This window comes from Shewanella sp. SM101 (assembly GCF_025654465.1).
GTDB classification, from domain to species: Bacteria; Pseudomonadota; Gammaproteobacteria; order Enterobacterales; family Shewanellaceae; genus Shewanella; species Shewanella oncorhynchi.
In genome coordinates this window covers 1-16090 of sequence record NZ_JAKKRH010000070.1, presented here as the reverse complement: position 1 = coordinate 16090, position 16090 = coordinate 1, and the positions used below count along the sequence as shown (strand labels likewise).

General features: G+C 46.3%; 18 protein-coding genes and 1 pseudogene. 12 read left to right on the top strand and 7 right to left on the bottom strand.

Annotation, left to right across the window (positions count from 1 at the left end; genetic code table 11):
* Positions 1-156: transposase (locus L5M38_RS22540; protein ID WP_259573881.1), on the bottom strand; the 156-nt coding region annotated here is incomplete at its 3' end.
* An 84-nt stretch (positions 157-240) separates the two neighbouring features.
* Between L5M38_RS22540 and L5M38_RS22535 the strand changes: the two are divergent.
* The 5 genes and pseudogenes from L5M38_RS22535 to L5M38_RS22515 all read left to right on the top strand — a co-directional run.
* Positions 241-1281, top strand: a pseudogene (locus L5M38_RS22535) (methyl-accepting chemotaxis protein); the annotation flags it as partial.
* Between the two features lie 279 nt (positions 1282-1560).
* A complete protein-coding gene (locus L5M38_RS22530; RefSeq protein ID WP_028761859.1) occupies positions 1561-2400 on the top strand; it encodes a MipA/OmpV family protein in 840 nt (279 codons plus the stop codon).
* Positions 2401-2409: 9 nt separating this feature from the next.
* Entirely contained in the window at positions 2410-2799 is a 390-nt protein-coding gene (locus tag L5M38_RS22525; RefSeq protein WP_263180374.1) for a DUF3019 domain-containing protein, read from the top strand.
* A 1-nt stretch (position 2800) separates the two neighbouring features.
* Complete coding sequence (locus L5M38_RS22520; protein WP_263180371.1) at positions 2801-3505, top strand: response regulator transcription factor; 705 nt, start codon at positions 2801-2803, stop codon at positions 3503-3505.
* Positions 3502-4794, top strand: a complete 1293-nt coding sequence (locus L5M38_RS22515) for an ATP-binding protein (RefSeq protein ID WP_263180369.1) — start codon at positions 3502-3504, stop codon at positions 4792-4794. Before L5M38_RS22520 ends, L5M38_RS22515 begins: the two co-directional genes overlap by 4 nt.
* Positions 4795-5055: 261 nt before the next feature.
* On the opposite strand, the gene L5M38_RS22510 is transcribed toward L5M38_RS22515, so the two are convergent.
* From L5M38_RS22510 to L5M38_RS22500, 3 genes are all read right to left on the bottom strand, one after another.
* Entirely contained in the window at positions 5056-5514 is a 459-nt protein-coding gene (locus L5M38_RS22510) for a CC0125/CC1285 family lipoprotein (RefSeq protein ID WP_028761861.1), read from the bottom strand.
* A 21-nt stretch (positions 5515-5535) separates the two neighbouring features.
* Entirely contained in the window at positions 5536-6309 is a 774-nt protein-coding gene (gene ompV, locus L5M38_RS22505) for an outer membrane protein OmpV (RefSeq protein ID WP_317629720.1), read from the bottom strand.
* Positions 6310-6663: 354 nt separating this feature from the next.
* On the bottom strand, positions 6664-7704 hold the full coding sequence (locus L5M38_RS22500; RefSeq protein ID WP_168824823.1) for an NADP(H)-dependent aldo-keto reductase: 1041 nt from the start codon (positions 7702-7704) through the stop codon (positions 6664-6666).
* A gap of 454 nt (positions 7705-8158) precedes the next feature.
* On the opposite strand from L5M38_RS22500, the gene L5M38_RS22495 reads away from it, so the two are divergent.
* The 6 genes from L5M38_RS22495 (at position 8159) to nqrF (ending at position 14090) form a co-directional block, all read left to right on the top strand.
* Positions 8159-9532 (top strand): Na(+)-translocating NADH-quinone reductase subunit A, encoded by a 1374-nt coding sequence (locus tag L5M38_RS22495; protein WP_263180364.1) that lies wholly within the window; start codon positions 8159-8161, stop codon positions 9530-9532.
* Positions 9532-10764, top strand: a complete 1233-nt coding sequence (locus L5M38_RS22490; RefSeq protein ID WP_028759366.1) for an NADH:ubiquinone reductase (Na(+)-transporting) subunit B — start codon at positions 9532-9534, stop codon at positions 10762-10764. Before L5M38_RS22495 ends, L5M38_RS22490 begins: the two co-directional genes overlap by 1 nt.
* Positions 10754-11560: a Na(+)-translocating NADH-quinone reductase subunit C gene (locus L5M38_RS22485; RefSeq protein ID WP_263180363.1), complete on the top strand. Its 807-nt coding sequence runs from the start codon at positions 10754-10756 to the stop codon at positions 11558-11560. Before L5M38_RS22490 ends, L5M38_RS22485 begins: the two co-directional genes overlap by 11 nt.
* Positions 11557-12177, top strand: coding sequence for an NADH:ubiquinone reductase (Na(+)-transporting) subunit D (locus tag L5M38_RS22480; protein ID WP_028761892.1), 621 nt, complete (start codon positions 11557-11559; stop codon positions 12175-12177). The genes L5M38_RS22485 and L5M38_RS22480 overlap by 4 nt, the downstream gene beginning before the upstream one ends.
* Positions 12178-12186: 9 nt before the next feature.
* Positions 12187-12795 (top strand): NADH:ubiquinone reductase (Na(+)-transporting) subunit E, encoded by a 609-nt coding sequence (gene nqrE / locus L5M38_RS22475; protein WP_105250116.1) that lies wholly within the window; start codon positions 12187-12189, stop codon positions 12793-12795.
* Positions 12796-12872: 77 nt separating this feature from the next.
* Positions 12873-14090 (top strand): NADH:ubiquinone reductase (Na(+)-transporting) subunit F, encoded by a 1218-nt coding sequence (gene nqrF, locus L5M38_RS22470; RefSeq protein WP_263180360.1) that lies wholly within the window; start codon positions 12873-12875, stop codon positions 14088-14090.
* A gap of 54 nt (positions 14091-14144) precedes the next feature.
* Here nqrF and L5M38_RS22465 read toward each other — a convergent pair whose 3' ends face one another.
* Together L5M38_RS22465 and L5M38_RS22460 are read right to left on the bottom strand one after the other, a co-directional pair.
* Positions 14145-14540 carry a hypothetical protein gene (locus tag L5M38_RS22465; protein WP_006084039.1) on the bottom strand — a complete coding sequence of 132 codons (396 nt, stop codon included), beginning with the start codon at positions 14538-14540 and terminating at the stop codon, positions 14145-14147.
* Between the two features lie 580 nt (positions 14541-15120).
* Positions 15121-15399: an ankyrin repeat domain-containing protein gene (locus L5M38_RS22460; RefSeq protein ID WP_263180359.1), complete on the bottom strand. Its 279-nt coding sequence runs from the start codon at positions 15397-15399 to the stop codon at positions 15121-15123.
* A 204-nt stretch (positions 15400-15603) separates the two neighbouring features.
* On the opposite strand from L5M38_RS22460, the gene L5M38_RS22455 reads away from it, so the two are divergent.
* Positions 15604-15879 carry a hypothetical protein gene (locus tag L5M38_RS22455; RefSeq protein ID WP_263180358.1) on the top strand — a complete coding sequence of 92 codons (276 nt, stop codon included), beginning with the start codon at positions 15604-15606 and terminating at the stop codon, positions 15877-15879.
* Here the strand turns inward: L5M38_RS22455 and L5M38_RS22450 are convergent.
* Positions 15876-16090: transposase (locus tag L5M38_RS22450; RefSeq protein WP_263179398.1), on the bottom strand; the 215-nt coding region annotated here is incomplete at its 5' end. The two genes, L5M38_RS22455 and L5M38_RS22450, sit on opposite strands and share 4 nt — an antisense overlap.

The window sequence follows — 16090 nt, the reverse complement described above, 5'->3', positions numbered from 1 at the left end:
TTTAGGTAAATCTCGCCAAGGGATACCTGTTCTAAGGCGGTAAAGAATACCTTCGAATGTTTGTCTATGTTCAGGTTTGTCATAAACACGGCCTGTGCTTTTCATTAAATGAAATAGCTTTTCCCAGCGTGCATCGGTTAGCATAAGTCTTGGCATGGCTTGAGGTTATGGTTACTTTTGGCGAAGCAAATTATAACGTCTTGCCATGCTGTCTAAAAATTACTCTCGAAAGATCAACAGACCCTAGTCATAGGATTATTAATTGGCATCGCTTGCAGTCAATACATGGTCAAATCTATCAATCGGTTACGTAATTCTGCCGCCATGATGGAAAAGGGCAACTTTAACCAAGAGCTGCGCGTCGATTCCAAGGATGAATTAGGCGAACTTACCGTCAGTATGAATCAAATGGCGTGGACTTTAAGTAAAACTGTTGGCCAAGTGATTGCTCGAAGTGAAGAAATTGCCTCTATGGTGACTGAGCTTAATGCGGTGGCCGAGAATAATCGTGAGGCCATGTTGAGGCAGCAGGATAACACTGACCAAGTCGCCGCCTCTATGACCCAAATGGCAGCAACGATCACTGAAGTGGCGAGTAGTGCAGAAACTGCTTCGTATTCAGCGGGACAAGCTGAGCATAAAGTGAAAGAAAGTTGTGAGGTTGTCGATGCGAGCGAAAAAATCTCGAAGCAGTTGGTTGCCAGCGCCCAGTATTCGAATCAACTTATTCAACAGGTTCAGGCGAGTACGGGAAAAATCCTCAACTTTGTTTCTGTGGTCGATGCGATAGCTGGGCAGACGAACTTATTAGCTTTGAATGCATCGATTGAAGCGGCGCGGGCTGGAGATCAAGGTCGTGGGTTTGCTGTGGTCGCCGAAGAAGTGCGGGCATTGGCAACGCGCAGTCAAACGGCCACGCAGGAGATCAGCGATCTTATCCAAACACTCGTGAAAGATGCTAAGTCTTCAGTTGAATCCTTCGCCAATAACGATAAGCAAATCAGTGAATCGTCACTGCTCGTTAATCAAGCCAAGCAGCACCTATTTGAGATTTTAGATGCCTTAACTGAACTGACTCAGGCTAATACTCAAGTCGCGACCGCTAGTGAGGAGCAAGCCGTGACCGCCGAAGATATTAGTGAGCGCATTAATGCGATTCGTGATTCGGGTGAGTTGGTTCTCTGCAGCGCTAACGAAACCGCGAAAGCCAGTGAGTCACTGTCTAAGCAGGCTAATTCATTGAGGGAAACGATGCAGCAGTTTAAGGTGCGAGTTGTTTAAATGTATTAGCCCATAATTCAGTGTGCTAACGACGACAGCGGTTAACTTAACTGCGCCACTTCATCTTAGCTTGAGCCTCATTTGTGCCTTAACTCAATGTGAGGTGAGTATATCCTCAAACAATTTGAAGATGCAGGATTCAAGTTGTTTGGGATATAGGTCTATCTTGTTATCCGACACACAATTGCCGTAAAAATGATACTGGTTGTGCAGTGACTTGCAACAAACTGTTGTAATATGTAGCGTTAAATAACGACTAAAAATGTGAATTAAATGGGCATGCGTATTCTTTGGCTTCTTGTGTTAACGCTGAGCATTCTTCCTAGAACCGCTGCAGCATCAGATATTGCGAGCAGTGTTACTGGAGGAACTAATCGCCTTGCTGACGGCGGTGATTTTGAGCTGGGCATGAGTGTTTACGGGATTAATCAAGTCGATGTTCGGCAAACGGATTCTGGTTCTGCACAGTTGTCGCTGTTAGTCAGTGGCATGTACCAGTACAAAGGGCTGTTTGTTGAGATGATCCATCAATCTCAAGATGGCATTAATCTGGGATTTAATCTTTGGAGTTCAGAGGATTGGTCATTAGAACTGCTATTGGCTAACTTGCAAGGTTCATGGTCCCGTCCTGATGTGGATCCCAGTACGCTGGATGAAGCTGGCCGCAATGCTTATCTACTATCGGAAGATTCTCTCTATGTTGGTGCCGGTTTTCGTGCCACACGTTATTGGGGCGATAACTATGTTTTTCAGTATAGGTTAGTATCTGATTATTATGATGATCAAGGTATTCAAAGTTCTGCCAGATTGGGTAAGTCCTGGCAGGTTCGTAATTGGAATTTTCACGTATTGGGGAGCGTAGGTTACTCATCTGCCACCTTGAATCGCTATCTTTTTGGGATCAGTAAGGAAGAAGCCACTGAACGCTTTCCTGAGTATCGGCCGGATAGCTCTTTCAGTTACGGCATGGAGTTAGGGGTTGCCTATCCGCTGAGTGAAAATTTTGTCTTTCGGGCCATGTATCGCTTCAATGTGTTATCCCAAGAAGTGACCGACAGTCCCTTCAATCAAGCGAGTTATACATCGTATTTTAATGCTTCTCTTAGCTATGTGTTTTAGGAGGAGGGCATGAATCGATTTTATCAATTGTTAGCGGTAGTGATGCTGAGCGCGCCTTTTTTGGTTTGGAGTCAGGATGATGCCGTTATTTTTACCGCGACCCCAGAACGCTGCATTGCACTGCATAAAGGGCAAACTTGCTATCAAGATGTATTGTTCCGATGGCAGACACCCGCGAGCGGCGAGTACTGCCTCATACTGACAGACCGTCAGCACCAGTTAACCTGCTGGACTGGCAAAGCTTTGCAAGAATATCAATATAGTTTTGAAGGGGATAAAACGGCGACTTTTAGTCTTATCCGTAATGATGATGTACAACCGCTCGCACAAGTTAAAGTGGTCGTGACATGGGTTTATAAGGCCCCTAAACAGAGTCAGTCCGGTTGGAGGTTATTCTAATATGTCAGTTGCAAAGCATATCTTAGTCGTAGAGGACGATACCTCTCTGGCAGAGTGGATCAGTGATTATTTACTGGATCACTGTTACGGAGTCACAGTGGCCAGCCAAGGTGATTTTGCCTTAGAGATGATAGCCGATGAGATGCCTGACCTAGTGCTACTCGACGTGATGATGCCCGTTAAGAATGGCTTCGATGTGTGTAAGGAGGCCAGGGGATTTTATACTGGGCCCATTTTATTTATGACGGCTTGCGTTGAGGACGGCGATGAAATCCGCGGGTTAGATGCCGGTGCTGATGATTACCTCACTAAGCCGATTCGACCACAGGTGCTGTTAGCGCGGATAAAGGCCCTGTTACGCCGAGTGAGTGATGAGGAGCAAAAGCAGCAATTAGTGTTTGATTCTTTAGTGTTAAATGCGACGGCAAAGTCAGTCACCATTGATAAACAGCCGCTGGATTTGAATGCCAATGAGTTTGATGTCTTGTGGCTGCTGGCATTGAAGGCGGGCACGATAGTGAGTCGCAATGAATTGGTGGCTCAACTGCGGGGCATTGAATACGATGGCCTAGACCGCTCGGTGGATATTCGCATATCGCGCTTACGCAAGAAGTTGCAGGAAGCGTTGAGTCAGCCCTATAAAGTCAAAACCATTCGTGGCAAGGGATATTTGTTTTGCCGCGATGAGGCCGAGCAAGCTTTATGAAGAAGTTAATGACTTCTCTGGTGCTGGTCGTGCTGGTGGCCATTGCCAGCCTAGGCTGGTCGATAAGTGAGTTTGCAACACTTATTGATCCTGATAATGAAACGTCTAGCCCAGCAACTCACCTCGCGGCATTAAAACTGCTGGGCGGCTCACTGGCGCAAACGTTAGATAACGATCCCGCCCCAAATAATGCGTTTATAGACAACTGGAATCAGCGAAATGCAGATCAATTGTCTTTGGTGAATGAAGCGGATTTTGTCTTACCCTCAGCCCTAAAGACAGAGTTTTATTCAGGGGAATCATTATTGCTGGAGTCCGATGACGGCATCTCTTTGCACTATTTATTGCCTAAAACGGGTCAGGTGCTGAATATCAATACCCAGATAGTGACGCCAGCCGATGTGAGTTTTAACGCGAATAAGCTGTATACCATGCTTTTTTATGGCGGTGTGGTGGTGATTTTGTTGGTGTGGGTGTCTCCTTTAATCCGCCAACTGGTTAATCTCAGTAAGGTGACTCAAGCATTTGGTATGGGAGAATTACAGCAGCGAATTGTGGTCAGTAAAGCGTCCTACATAGGCACAATAGAAAGCGAATTCAACCGTATGGCAGATCGCATCCAGCAATTAATCGATGACAATAAATTGCTTAGTCGGGCAGTTTCCCATGATTTAAAAACTCCGATTGCGCGGCTGCGATTTGGTATTGCGGCGTTAGAAGAAACCCAAAGCGAACAACTTAGGGTGAAGTATTTTCAGCGATTGAACCGCGATCTGGACACTATGGAAGAGTTGGTCATGACACTGCTCAGCTATGCCCGCCTCGATGAGGCGAATATCCAGCCCGATTGGCAGTCGATTGAGCTCAATGCTTGGTTACTCGAAAAGTATCAAGGTCAAGTGTACCCCGATTTTTCAGTTGAACTGGTTCCCTATCCCACAGCGCTCAAGATCAAGACAGATCCCAAGTACTTATCAATGCAGGTGAATAATTTGCTCAATAATGCGCTGCGTTTTGGTAAGGCAAAGATTCGGCTGACGTTGGCATCGGAAGATGGGATTGCGTGGTTACACGTTGACGATGATGGCCCTGGCATAGATGAACAGGAATCTACTCAAGTGATTAAACCTTTTGTGCGTGGTCAGCACAGCCGGGGAAATTCCGGTCATGGCATGGGTCTGGCGATTGTCGATAGAATTGGTTGTTGGATGGGGTCCCCATTACGTATTGGCCGTGCTCCTGACTTAGGTGGGGCTCGCATGTCACTAAAATTCAAGGCTGAAGTTTAAAGTTGGGGTTTAATACGATTGGTATAATGCGAGGTTTGAGCCGTTTTTGTCTGTTTCTTTAACATGAGCTGAAGCGAGCAATGCGGCTAGGCCTACGTAATCTAATCTGCTGAGTTGATTTAGAGATAGAGGCAGAATGACTCAACTCACTATACGAATGAGTGCCTAACGAATTGGTGCTGAACAGGGGGGATTTATAAATAAAACGCACCAGCCTTGATACCTAACGAGAATCTAGACTGGTGCATTTTTGATGAGCAATTAACTTTTCACATTGACATTGTTAAGTATGTAATCTGTTTCATAGATGCGGGAACTCGCATTTTCTGGCTTGCTATGTAAACCTGTGACTTCGACCATGACAGAGGTTTCTTGATTCATCGTCGAACTCCCCCACAAGATATCCTTACTCGCGCTCGCTCCTACTCCAAACTGGCCAATTGCATCACGATCGGTTTGTTCGTGAGTAAAAGTGAAGTAGTTATAACCCGCTTGTTTGCATAACTCTGCTGACTTACGCATGACGTACTTTCGGGCCAATGCGCGGTCAGTGTTGGTATTGCCAACAAAGCTTATCTGCCAGCTATCGGGTGCAATCTGTGCGGTTTCAAATCCTTTACCGAAAGACCAAAATTGCTTTTCGGTATCGTAGGAAGTGGCACAAGCTGAAAGCATCAGAGCTAATCCAGCACATAAAAACGTTTTTCTGATAAGTGTCATGGTCTTGTCTCGTCAGGTTGTTTAGAAGCTATAGTTCACGCCAAGGGTAGTAACCCACTGGTTGTTACTGTCTATTAGCGGAGAGTCTGCCATGTTGGCACCTATGTACGAGTAACCTGTGGCTTGAGTAATATCTAAATGCTTAGTGACTGGAATAACCAAAGCGTAGCCTAGCTTATATGCAAAGGTGCCGTCGGCTTGATAGGCAGGGCGCTGCGCCGTAGCTTCAGATGACGTCACACCTGTGTAGTAGTTTGCGAAGTCTTTACTGAAGTAGTGCACACCTGCATAAGGCACCAGATCACCGAAGCCTACATTTATTGGATGGTAATAGGTGATATCAGCCTGAAAACCATCATAAATATTGGTGACATCGTGTTGGAATTTGGTTGATAGCGTGCCATTTCCTAAATGAATGTCGGCGTTTAAACCCAGATCACCACTGAATTTGCGATCCTTCATGCCCGTTAAAATATCCGCATCATCGGCATCAAAGCCGGGATTGGCAACGGCAAAGATACTGAAATTAACGGCACTATCGTTCGTGCCTAAAAAGCGGTAGTTGATGCCGGACAGATCGGCGTTGAAGTCTTCACCGTGGTAGCCGCCATTGAGGTAGGCACCTGTTTGGTGATCTTGACCCTTATAAAACTGACTACCAGTAGCAACACCTGCGCCAGCAAAGAACTGATCTTGATGACTATAGATATTACCGTTACGAATGTAGGTATTGCTTTCAGCAAGAGCGTGGCTTGACATCAAAACACTTGTGATTACAAAGCAAAGTTTTTTCATTTTTTTATCCTTAAGACATCTGTCTAGTGACTGTGATGCCACTATATTTCACTTCTTAAAAGGACTCTGTATCCGAATGTAACCTAGACCATGTATTGCAGCCTTCTCGCATAGCCTGGCGCTGGTGAGCTCGTGGAGCTGAAGACGATGACCTTTTGCTAAGCCGGAGGGATAAGATAAACAAGACTAAGTAATAGGTAGCTTTTGATTGAATGGAGCAGAGAGCCCATTGATGAGGTGATATAAAGGTAAAAAGTTATGCCTCTAAAGCTATTTGAAATCAATAGCATCAGGGGGATTTGACCCGATGCTATTGGTCAGTCATTCAAACAACTCGCCGACTAAGCCTAGGGGCTAAGGGCAAGGTAATCTAAATTGATCGGACAGTTGGTTTAATCGTACTAATAGCTCTGGCGATAAGGTGACTTTTAAACTGTCGATGTTTTCTTTCAGTTGATATAAGTCGGTGGCACCTATGATATTGGAGCCGACAAACTTACGTGAGTTAACAAAAGCTAACGCCATTTGTGAGGGCGTGAGTTTGAACTCGCGGGCCAAATCGACATAGGCTTTTGTCGCCTCCAGAGCCATTTGCGAACCTGTATAGCGGGCGAAACGCTTAAACAAGGTCAGGCGCGCGCCTTCAGGCCACTGGTCGTTGCAATATTTTCCCGTCAAGGCGCCAAAGGCCAGTGGCGAATAGGCCAGTAATGGCAAGTTTTCGCGGTGACTGATTTCGCTCATGCCGACTTCGAAACTGCGATTAAGCAAGTTATAGGGATTTTGCACACTCACAATACGCGGCAAGCCATGTTTTTCGGCGAGTTGCAGGTATTTCATCAAGCCCCAAGGCGTTTCGTTCGACACCCCGATATAGCGCACTTTACCTTGGCGGATCACTTCTGCGAGCGCTTCTAGGGTCTCGAGGATCGGCGTTTGATGCTCATGCTCTTGTTGATCGTAAAACAGTTCACCAAAGAAATTGGTATTACGGTCAGGCCAATGGATTTGATAAAGGTCGATAGTGTCTATTTGGAGGCGTGCTAAAGATGCATCGACCGCTTGGTGGATGTTGTTCCAGTCCAGCGCCATATTTTTGCGAATGTAATCACTTTTACCCCCAGGTGCGGCAATTTTTGTGGCGATCACTAAGTCGTCTCGGTTACCGCGGGCCTTAATATATTGCCCTAGGATACGCTCGGTTTCCCCTTGGGTCTCCGGCTTAGGTGGTACGGGATACATTTCCGCCGTATCGATAAAGTTGATGCCATTGCCTATGGCGTAGTCCAGCTGTGCAAACGCTTCGGCTTGGGTATTTTGTTCGCCCCAAGTCATAGTGCCCAAACAAATTTTACTGACCTCAAGATTAGAATGCGGTATGCGTCTGTATTCCATCTATTTCTCCTACGGAAACTCTCTTAGTTTGAGGCTACCAAGCTTTTGCTGTAAAGCAAAGGTTAAACCATAGGTTGAAATGTTAGTGCGCTAAAAATAGCCAGCAAGTTTAGCCATACTGTCCCATTTTGAGGCATGCCATTGGTTGAAGTTTGTTCGCTGAGTTGCTCTTTTAACGGTTTTAGCGCTTTACTGCACTGAAATGGAGATTTTTGCTTATTTTTGTAAACCTTAGGTACTACTAAATCAGTAATGACGTATTTATGAATAAATTGTTATAAAACTACATTTGCAGATTACAGTAAGTAAGGATGTGAATCTATGTCACAAAATTGCGTAAATTTACGTATCTAACTTACGAATTTGCAGCGGAATGTGACGCCAATATCGGAATCTGCGTTAACAAATCTCTACCCTAAATTTATCTAAAAATTTTTCATGGTTGATATTTGTGATGGCAGATTTTTCAAACCAAATTGTAACGATCAAAAAAGGCCTCGACTTGCCGATTGTTGGTGAGCCGCGACAGGTCATTGAACTCGGTGCTAAGCCATCCCAAGTGGCTGTTCTGGGAGAAGAATTCGTTGGGCTTAAGCCGACGATGTTGGTCGAAGAGGGTGATTTTGTTCAAAAGGGCCAAGCCCTATTTGAAGACAAAAAAACGCCTGGTGTGTTGTTCACTGCACCCGCTAGTGGCCAAGTCGTAGCGATTAACCGCGGCGAGCGTCGAATTCTACAATCAGTCGTCATTCGTTGTGATGACGGTGAAAACCGCGATGGGCAGATTTCTTTCGATATCCATCAAGACATCGCCGCTTTAGCAAGGTCAACCGTTCAGGCGCAATTAGTGAAAAGCGGTCTATGGACTGCACTGCGTACGCGGCCTTTCTCGCGCGTGCCTGCGCTCGATAGCACGCCAGCAGGTATTTTCGTCACCGCTATCGATACTAATCCACTGGCCGCTGCTCCGCGTTTGATCATCGCCGAGCAAACCGAAGCTTTTAAAGCAGGCTTGCTGGTGTTGAGCCGTTTAACCGAAGGCAAGGTTTACCTGTGTCAGGATAAGGGCGAAGCGATTGTTAAAGAAGCATTACCACAACTTGAGGTGCGCCGTTTTGATGGTGTTCATCCTGCGGGTTTAGTGGGTACTCATATTCACTTTACTTTGCCAGTGAGTTTAGAACGTCAGGTATGGCATATCGGTTATCAAGATGTGATTGCCTACGGCAAGTTATTCCAAACCGGTGAGTTGTATACCGACCGCATCGTCGCCTTAGGTGGCCCGAGCGTGCTGAACCCGCGCTTACTACGCACTCAATTGGGCGCTGAGCTAAGTGCCTTAGTGAGTGATGAAATCAAACCTGGCCATAACCGCGTGGTATCGGGATCTGTGTTATCTGGCCATACCGCGGCGGGCGTACATGACTTTTTAGGCCGATTCCACAACCAAGTGTCAGTGTTGAGCGAAGATTCGCAGCACCATGTTCTCCCTTGGGTGCGCGGTGGTTCTGACAAATTCTCCATCACTCGTGCCGTAACATCACGTCTGTTTGGTGCGACTAAATTGTTCGAGTTTACGACTCATCAGGGCGGTTCTGCTCGCGCCATGATGGCTTTTGGTCAGTTAGATCGCGTGATGCCACTGGATATTTTACCCACCTTACTCGTTCGAGACTTAGTGGTGCGTGATACCGACGAGGCGCAAGCCTTAGGTGCATTGGAGTTAGATGAAGAAGATCTGGCGCTGTGTACCTTCGTATGTCCCGGCAAATATGACTTTGGTAAAGAATTACGTGCCTGTCTAGATGTTATTGAGAGGGAAGGTTAATGACCAAACAAGTGAAAAAACCTGATTTACAGGACGCCTCTGATTTACAACAAGAGTACTACGCAACGGGTAAGTCGATGAAGGGCTTTTTGCGCTCACTCGTCATTGCCAATGGTCGTAGCACTAAGGGTCAAGTGCATGTGCGTGACGCGATTGACGTGAAACGTACCATGACGCTAGTCGGTTTGTGTTTACTGCCCGCCATTTTATTCGGTCTATATAACATTGGCCTACAGGCACAGCTTGCGCTCGCGGGCGGATTATCGACCCCAGATATTTGGAAGTTAGAAATCTTTAATACCCTGTTTGGCAGCCTTAGCCAAGACACTGGGATATTAGGTTTATTCCTCTATGGTCTTAGTTTTTATCTGCCGATTTACCTGACAGCACTGCTCACCAGTTTGTTTTGGGAAGTGGTGTTTGCGCGGGTTCGTGGTCAAGAGTTGCACGAAGGCTTCTTCGTGACGGCCCTGCTGTTTACCTTAATCTTGCCAGTATCGACACCGTTGTGGCTGGTGGCCATGGGGATTTCCTTTGGTGTGGTCGTGGCTAAAGAGCTGTTTGGCGGCATGGGATATAACTTCCTTAACCCTGCGCTGGCAGGCTTGGCTTTTATCTACTTCGCCTATCCATCTGAAGTTTCAACCATTAAACAGTTAGTTGCCGTTGATGGTTTCTCTGGTGCAACAGCGCTGGCACAAACCGCAGCGGGCAAGTTGAGTTTTGCCGATTACTCTTGGTTTAGCGCCTTTAGCGATCCTAACTGGTGGAACAACTTTTTTGGCTTTACCGTGGGCGCGATTGGCGAAACCAGCACCTTAGCGATTTTGATCGGCGGTTCATTATTGCTGATCAGCCGCTTAGCGGATTGGCGCATTGTGCTCGGTGTGTTGCTGGGCATGATAGCGACTGCAACGCTGTGTAATTACATCGGTTCTAGCAGCAATCAAATGATGGCAATGCCGTGGACTTGGCATCTTGTCACTGGCGGTTTTGCGTTAGCAATGATGTTTATGGCCACCGATCCTGTAACCACTTCGTACACTCGTCAAGGCAAGTTTGCCTACGGTGCTTTGATTGGTTTTATGACTGTGCTTATCCGTGTCGCTAACCCCAAAATGCCTGAGGGCGTGATGTTAGCCATTCTGTTCGCCAACCTTTGGGCGCCGCTGTTCGATTATCTGGTGGCCCGCGCCAACATCAAACGGAGATTAAAACGTCATGGTATTTAAGAAAGATACTGTGGTGGGGACCATGATCTTCACCATCACGCTCTGCCTCCTGTGCTCTTTTATGATCACAGGCACTGCAGGCATATTGAAAGAACGTAAAGTTGCCAAAAAACGTGACGAAGTGCAGCGCTATGTGTTGATGGCCGCCGATGTGAACTTAGGTCAGGGCAATGAGTTTAGAGAAATTTTCGCTAAATCCGTTAAGCCATTATTGATCAACTTAGATACAGGCAAGGTGGACTCAGACGCTAACGTCCTCGATTTCGATGAGCGTATGGCGGCAATTAATCCTGAGACTTCGAGTGCGCCGAAAAAAGATATTGCCAAGATTAAAACCCGTGCGAACGATGCCCGCGTGTTTAAAGTGCTCGATGCCAACGGCAAGTTAGACAGCGTGGTTGTGCCTTTCTATGGCAAAGGTCTGTGGTCGATGATCTACGGTTATGTGGCGGTTGAACCCGATTTCAACACCATTAAAGGGCTCGTCGTGTACGAACACGGTGAAACCCCAGGTATCGGCGATTTTTTAACTGATCCTAAGTGGGTGTCACTATGGAAGGGTAAGCAATTGTTTGATGAAAAAGGCAAGTTTTCGATGCGTCTTGTGAAAGGCGGCGCTAAAGAAGGCGATATTCATGGTGTCGATGCGGTGAGTGGCGCGACCATGACGGGCCGCGGCGTGCAGCGCGCAATGGAGTTTTGGTTTGGCGTTGAGGGCTTTCAAACCTTCTTCAATCAGCTGAAAGCGACGGCCACGCAGGGTGAATTGCAAGGTGAGTTGGGAGAGGCAAAATGAGCAACACTTTATCCATGCGTGACATGTTAACGGGGCCAGTGTTTGCCAATAACCCCGTCGCGATGCAAGTGCTGGGCGTATGTTCGGCACTGGCGGTCAGTAACTCAATGCAAACCGCTGTGGTGATGACACTGGCAGTGACCTTTGTGTTGGTGTTTTCTAACCTGATTATCTCTGCCATCCGTAACTTTATCCCGACCAGTGTGCGGATTATCGCGCAGATGACGGTTATCGCCTCCTTAGTGATTATCGTCGACATGGTTCTGCAGGATGTAGCCTATGAGTTATCTAAGCAACTTTCTGTATTCGTTGGGTTAATTATCACTAACTGTATCATCATGGGCCGTGCAGAAGCCTTCGCCATGAAGTATCCACCGCATTTAGCGGTCGTCGATGCGCTTGGTAATGCGACAGGTTATGGCTTGATTTTGATCAGCGTCGCCTTTGTACGCGAGCTGTTAGGGACGGGGAATTTATTCGGTCACCCTGTGTTTACCACCATCGAGAATGGTGGCTGGTACTTGCCAAACGAGATGTTCAAGTTACCACCGAGCGCCTTCTTCCTGATTGGTGTGTTGATCTGGACTATCAATGTGATCCAGCGGAAACGGGGTTAAGGAGCAGATATGGAACACTATATAAATCTATTTTTGCAGGCCACTTTTATCGACAACATGGCGCTGTCGTTCTTCTTGGGCATGTGTACTTTCTTGGCCGTGTCTAAAAAGGTGTCAACCGCCTTTGGTCTAGGTGTCGCTGTGATTGTGGTGATGACCTTAGCCGTGCCGTTAAACCAGCTGATTTACGTCAAAGTGCTCGCACCTGGCGCACTGTCTTGGGCGGGATTACCCGGTATCGATTTAAGTTACCTGCAACTGATCACTTTCATTGGTGTGATTGCGGCGTTAGTGCAAATCCTTGAAATGTTTTTGGATAAGTACATTCCTAGCCTGTATGACTCCCTTGGGATCTTCTTACCTTTGCTCACAGTGAACTGCGCGATTTTTGCCGGGGTGATCTTTATGGCGAACCGTGATTACAACTTCGGTGAGTCAGTGGTGTTTGCGATGGGCTCGGGTCTTGGTTGGGCGGTGGCGATTGTACTGCTGGCGGGACTGCGCGAAAGAATGAAATTCAACGCGATTCCCGAAGGCTTACAAGGTATTGGTATCACCTTTATTACTACAGGCTTGATGGCGCTGGGCTTTATGTCTTTCTCAGGGATCTCGCTGTAAAGCTACAGTAGGCGAGCCAAGAATTGAGAAAGTGAAACCAGATTCTTTTTAGAAAAGAGCTAGAAAAGGGTAATACGATGGAAATGGCAATTGGCATAGGCATGTTCACGCTAGTGGTCTGTCTATTGGTGATAGTGATTCTAATCGCCAAAAAGAAATTAGTGGCTACGGGTGAAGTGACGATCAGCATCAACGAAGATGCCGAAAAAAGCATTCAAGTTGCCGCGGGTGACAAGTTACTCGGCGCTTTGGCGAGTCAGAGTATTTTTATTCCGTCTGCCTGTGGTGGCGGCGGAACCTGTGGTCAGTGCCGAGTGAAAATCAAATCGGGCGGCGGTGACATTCTGCCGACTGAAATGGGCCATATCACCAAGAAAGAGGCTAAAGAAGGTTGTCGTCTCGCCTGCCAAGTCTCAGTGAAAACCGATATGGAACTTGAGCTCGACGAAGAAATCTTTGGGGTGAAGAAGTGGCAATGTCAGGTGATCTCTAATGATAACAAGGCAACTTTTATCAAAGAGCTATTGCTTGAGTTACCCGAAGGTGAAGATGTTCGCTTTAAAGCGGGGGGTTATATTCAAATTGAAGCGCCAGCCCATGTGGTGAAATACGTTGACTTTGATATTCCTGAAAAATACCGTGGCGATTGGGACAAATACGGCCTGTTTGATATAGTCTCGACCGTCAATGAAGAAGTGTTGCGCGCTTACTCTATGGCCAACTATCCCGATGAAAAGGGCCGCATTATGCTGAACGTGCGGATTGCAACGCCGCCTTCGGCCAATGTGCCAGCGGGCAAGATGTCATCTTACATCTTCAACCTGAAAGCGGGCGATACAGTGACCATTTCTGGGCCATTCGGTGAGTTCTTTGTGAAGGAAACCGATGCGGAAATGGTGTTCATCGGCGGCGGTGCGGGCATGGCACCTATGCGTTCACACATTTTCGATCAGCTTAAGAGTAAGAAAACCACACGTAAAATGAGCTTCTGGTACGGTGCTCGTTCGACCCGTGAAGTGTTTTACCAAGCGGATTTCGATGCCCTAGCAGCCGAGAATGACAACTTCGTCTGGCATGTGGCGTTATCTGAGCCATTGCCTGAGGATAATTGGACTGGCTACACTGGCTTTATTCATAATGTGATTTATGAGAATTATCTTAAAAATCATAAGGCACCAGAAGACTGCGAGTACTACATGTGTGGTCCTCCAATCATGAACTCTTCAGTGATTAAGATGCTTGAAAGCCTAGGCGTTGAACCAGAAAATATCCTACTCGATGACTTTGGTGATTAGGTTGTAAGTGAGTAATAAAAAATCGCGTTAGGCCCAGCTTAACGCGATTTTTGTTTATTGCTTGTTAGCGTTTTTAAGTTCAAAGCCTCTAACAATGACATATGCGATAAGGGCAAATATGAATACGATAAGGTACATCCACGCGATACTTTGCAAAGTTTCAATAATTGTTCGATAGATCTCAATAGTCCAACGCTCCAGTGTTAGCTGTAGAATTTCCACATCTTTATGTCGAGCGGTAATGTAGCGTTCTAAATCATAAATTCTAACTCCACCAGAAATGCCCACAACGTATGTGGCAAAAATAATATATTTTTGCCAAGCGGCACTGATTGAATCTTGAATTATTCGAGAAAATATTTCTCCTAGTGGTTTTTTGAAAATCGAAACAACTAGAAATGAAACGGTTATAGATAGTGCAAATGTAATAAACAGTAATGTAAAAAACATGCTCTCTCCTTAGAACAGATAATCAAATTGAAAACTTTACTAGCCATTTAAAATCAACAACATAATCGGCTTTCGGCTTACGTTCAAGCGAATAGTAATTGAGGTTGCTTTAAGGATAGGTACCTTCATATCAGCCAAGACGCCCCTAACGGAGTTGAAAGCGCCTTGGGCATAAAGCGTACTTATGCTATCGCATCAGACGTTTGACCCTGACCGTTGTGTCCCATCTTTCGATTGCGGCCTTTCGGCCGAGGTGAATCAAGGTCGTGGGGCTTCACTCCACACCAGACCAAAAGGGGAAAAGCGCCTGTCCCCTTTTGGAAATCCCCCGGCGTTCCTAGCGAAGTTACATGCATTGATTAGTGGCTTCGTGCTTATTCAAAAATCGCTAACGCTTCCGATGGGGTGTCCCTTCCCCCCGAAAGCTACGCAGACGTCCTGTCTGCGTCACGCGATTTTCTTCAACGCCCTTCAGCAACTTCGCAGGGGAAGGTGAGCTTCTGCGGTCTGGATGTTGGCAGTTAATCCCAAAGAGTTATGCATGTCCCATCTTTTCGAACTTTTCAATTTAGTACCTAACCTAGCTAAAGGATTTGTCGCCGTGGCGGGTTAAATAGCTCACCATGCGCTCACTCTCAGCGGTATAGCATCCCATGCGAAACTCACCGTGCCAGTAAGCAATATCGAGCGGATGATACCCTTGCGAGTTTGGATGATTCACATCGGCCCCCGCATCCACCAATAATTTGAGCAGTTCAAAAGACTGTAGCTCACAGGCATGCAAGAGTGCCGTCATCGCATTTTCGTCCACGCCTTCAAGATCCGCGCCATTGGCAATAATGCGCTTAACAGCAAGCATTCTTTGGCTTTAACCGCATCGATGAGTTCAGTGCTCATTTGATAGCTATTTAACCTCATCCAAAGGATTTAATTTAAGTGGATTTAGTCTAGGTTTCTTTAACTTGTGGGCGAAACTCCGTAAGCTGAGTAGCATATACCTAAATGCTTATGTCTACAGGTATAACTTATCATGGATGTAATAGTTGTAGGATAGGAGGCTTGTTTGAAAAAGTTAGCAGTAGTATCACTTATCTGTTTCTCCCTCTGCGCATGCTCTTCACTCAATGAAGTTAAATTGGATTCTCAATCGGTATCCAGCTACATAGGTGAAAAGGTCAAAGTCACCACAATATCTGGCGAACAAATGGAATTTCAAGTCGAAAGTGCAACGGAACAGCAGATCGAGGGAGAAGGGCAACTAGTCAAAATTGAAGATATACAGACGTTGGAAGTTGAGGAGTTGAGGGCGTTCAAAATTCTGTGTCAGGCTAATTTTTAAATTTCCAGCACGCTATCTAAACGTCCTTCAAAATAAATCGCTAACTGAGATAAGCAAAGGCTCCAATTGTGGATTGGCATGGTCCATTTATCAGAGGCGTTTAATATGCCTGCGTAAAGTAGCTTCAACAAGCTATTTTCATTAGGAAAAGCACCTTTGGTTTTGGTGAGCTTTCTAAATTGGCGATGTACTGCCTCTACTGCATTGGTGG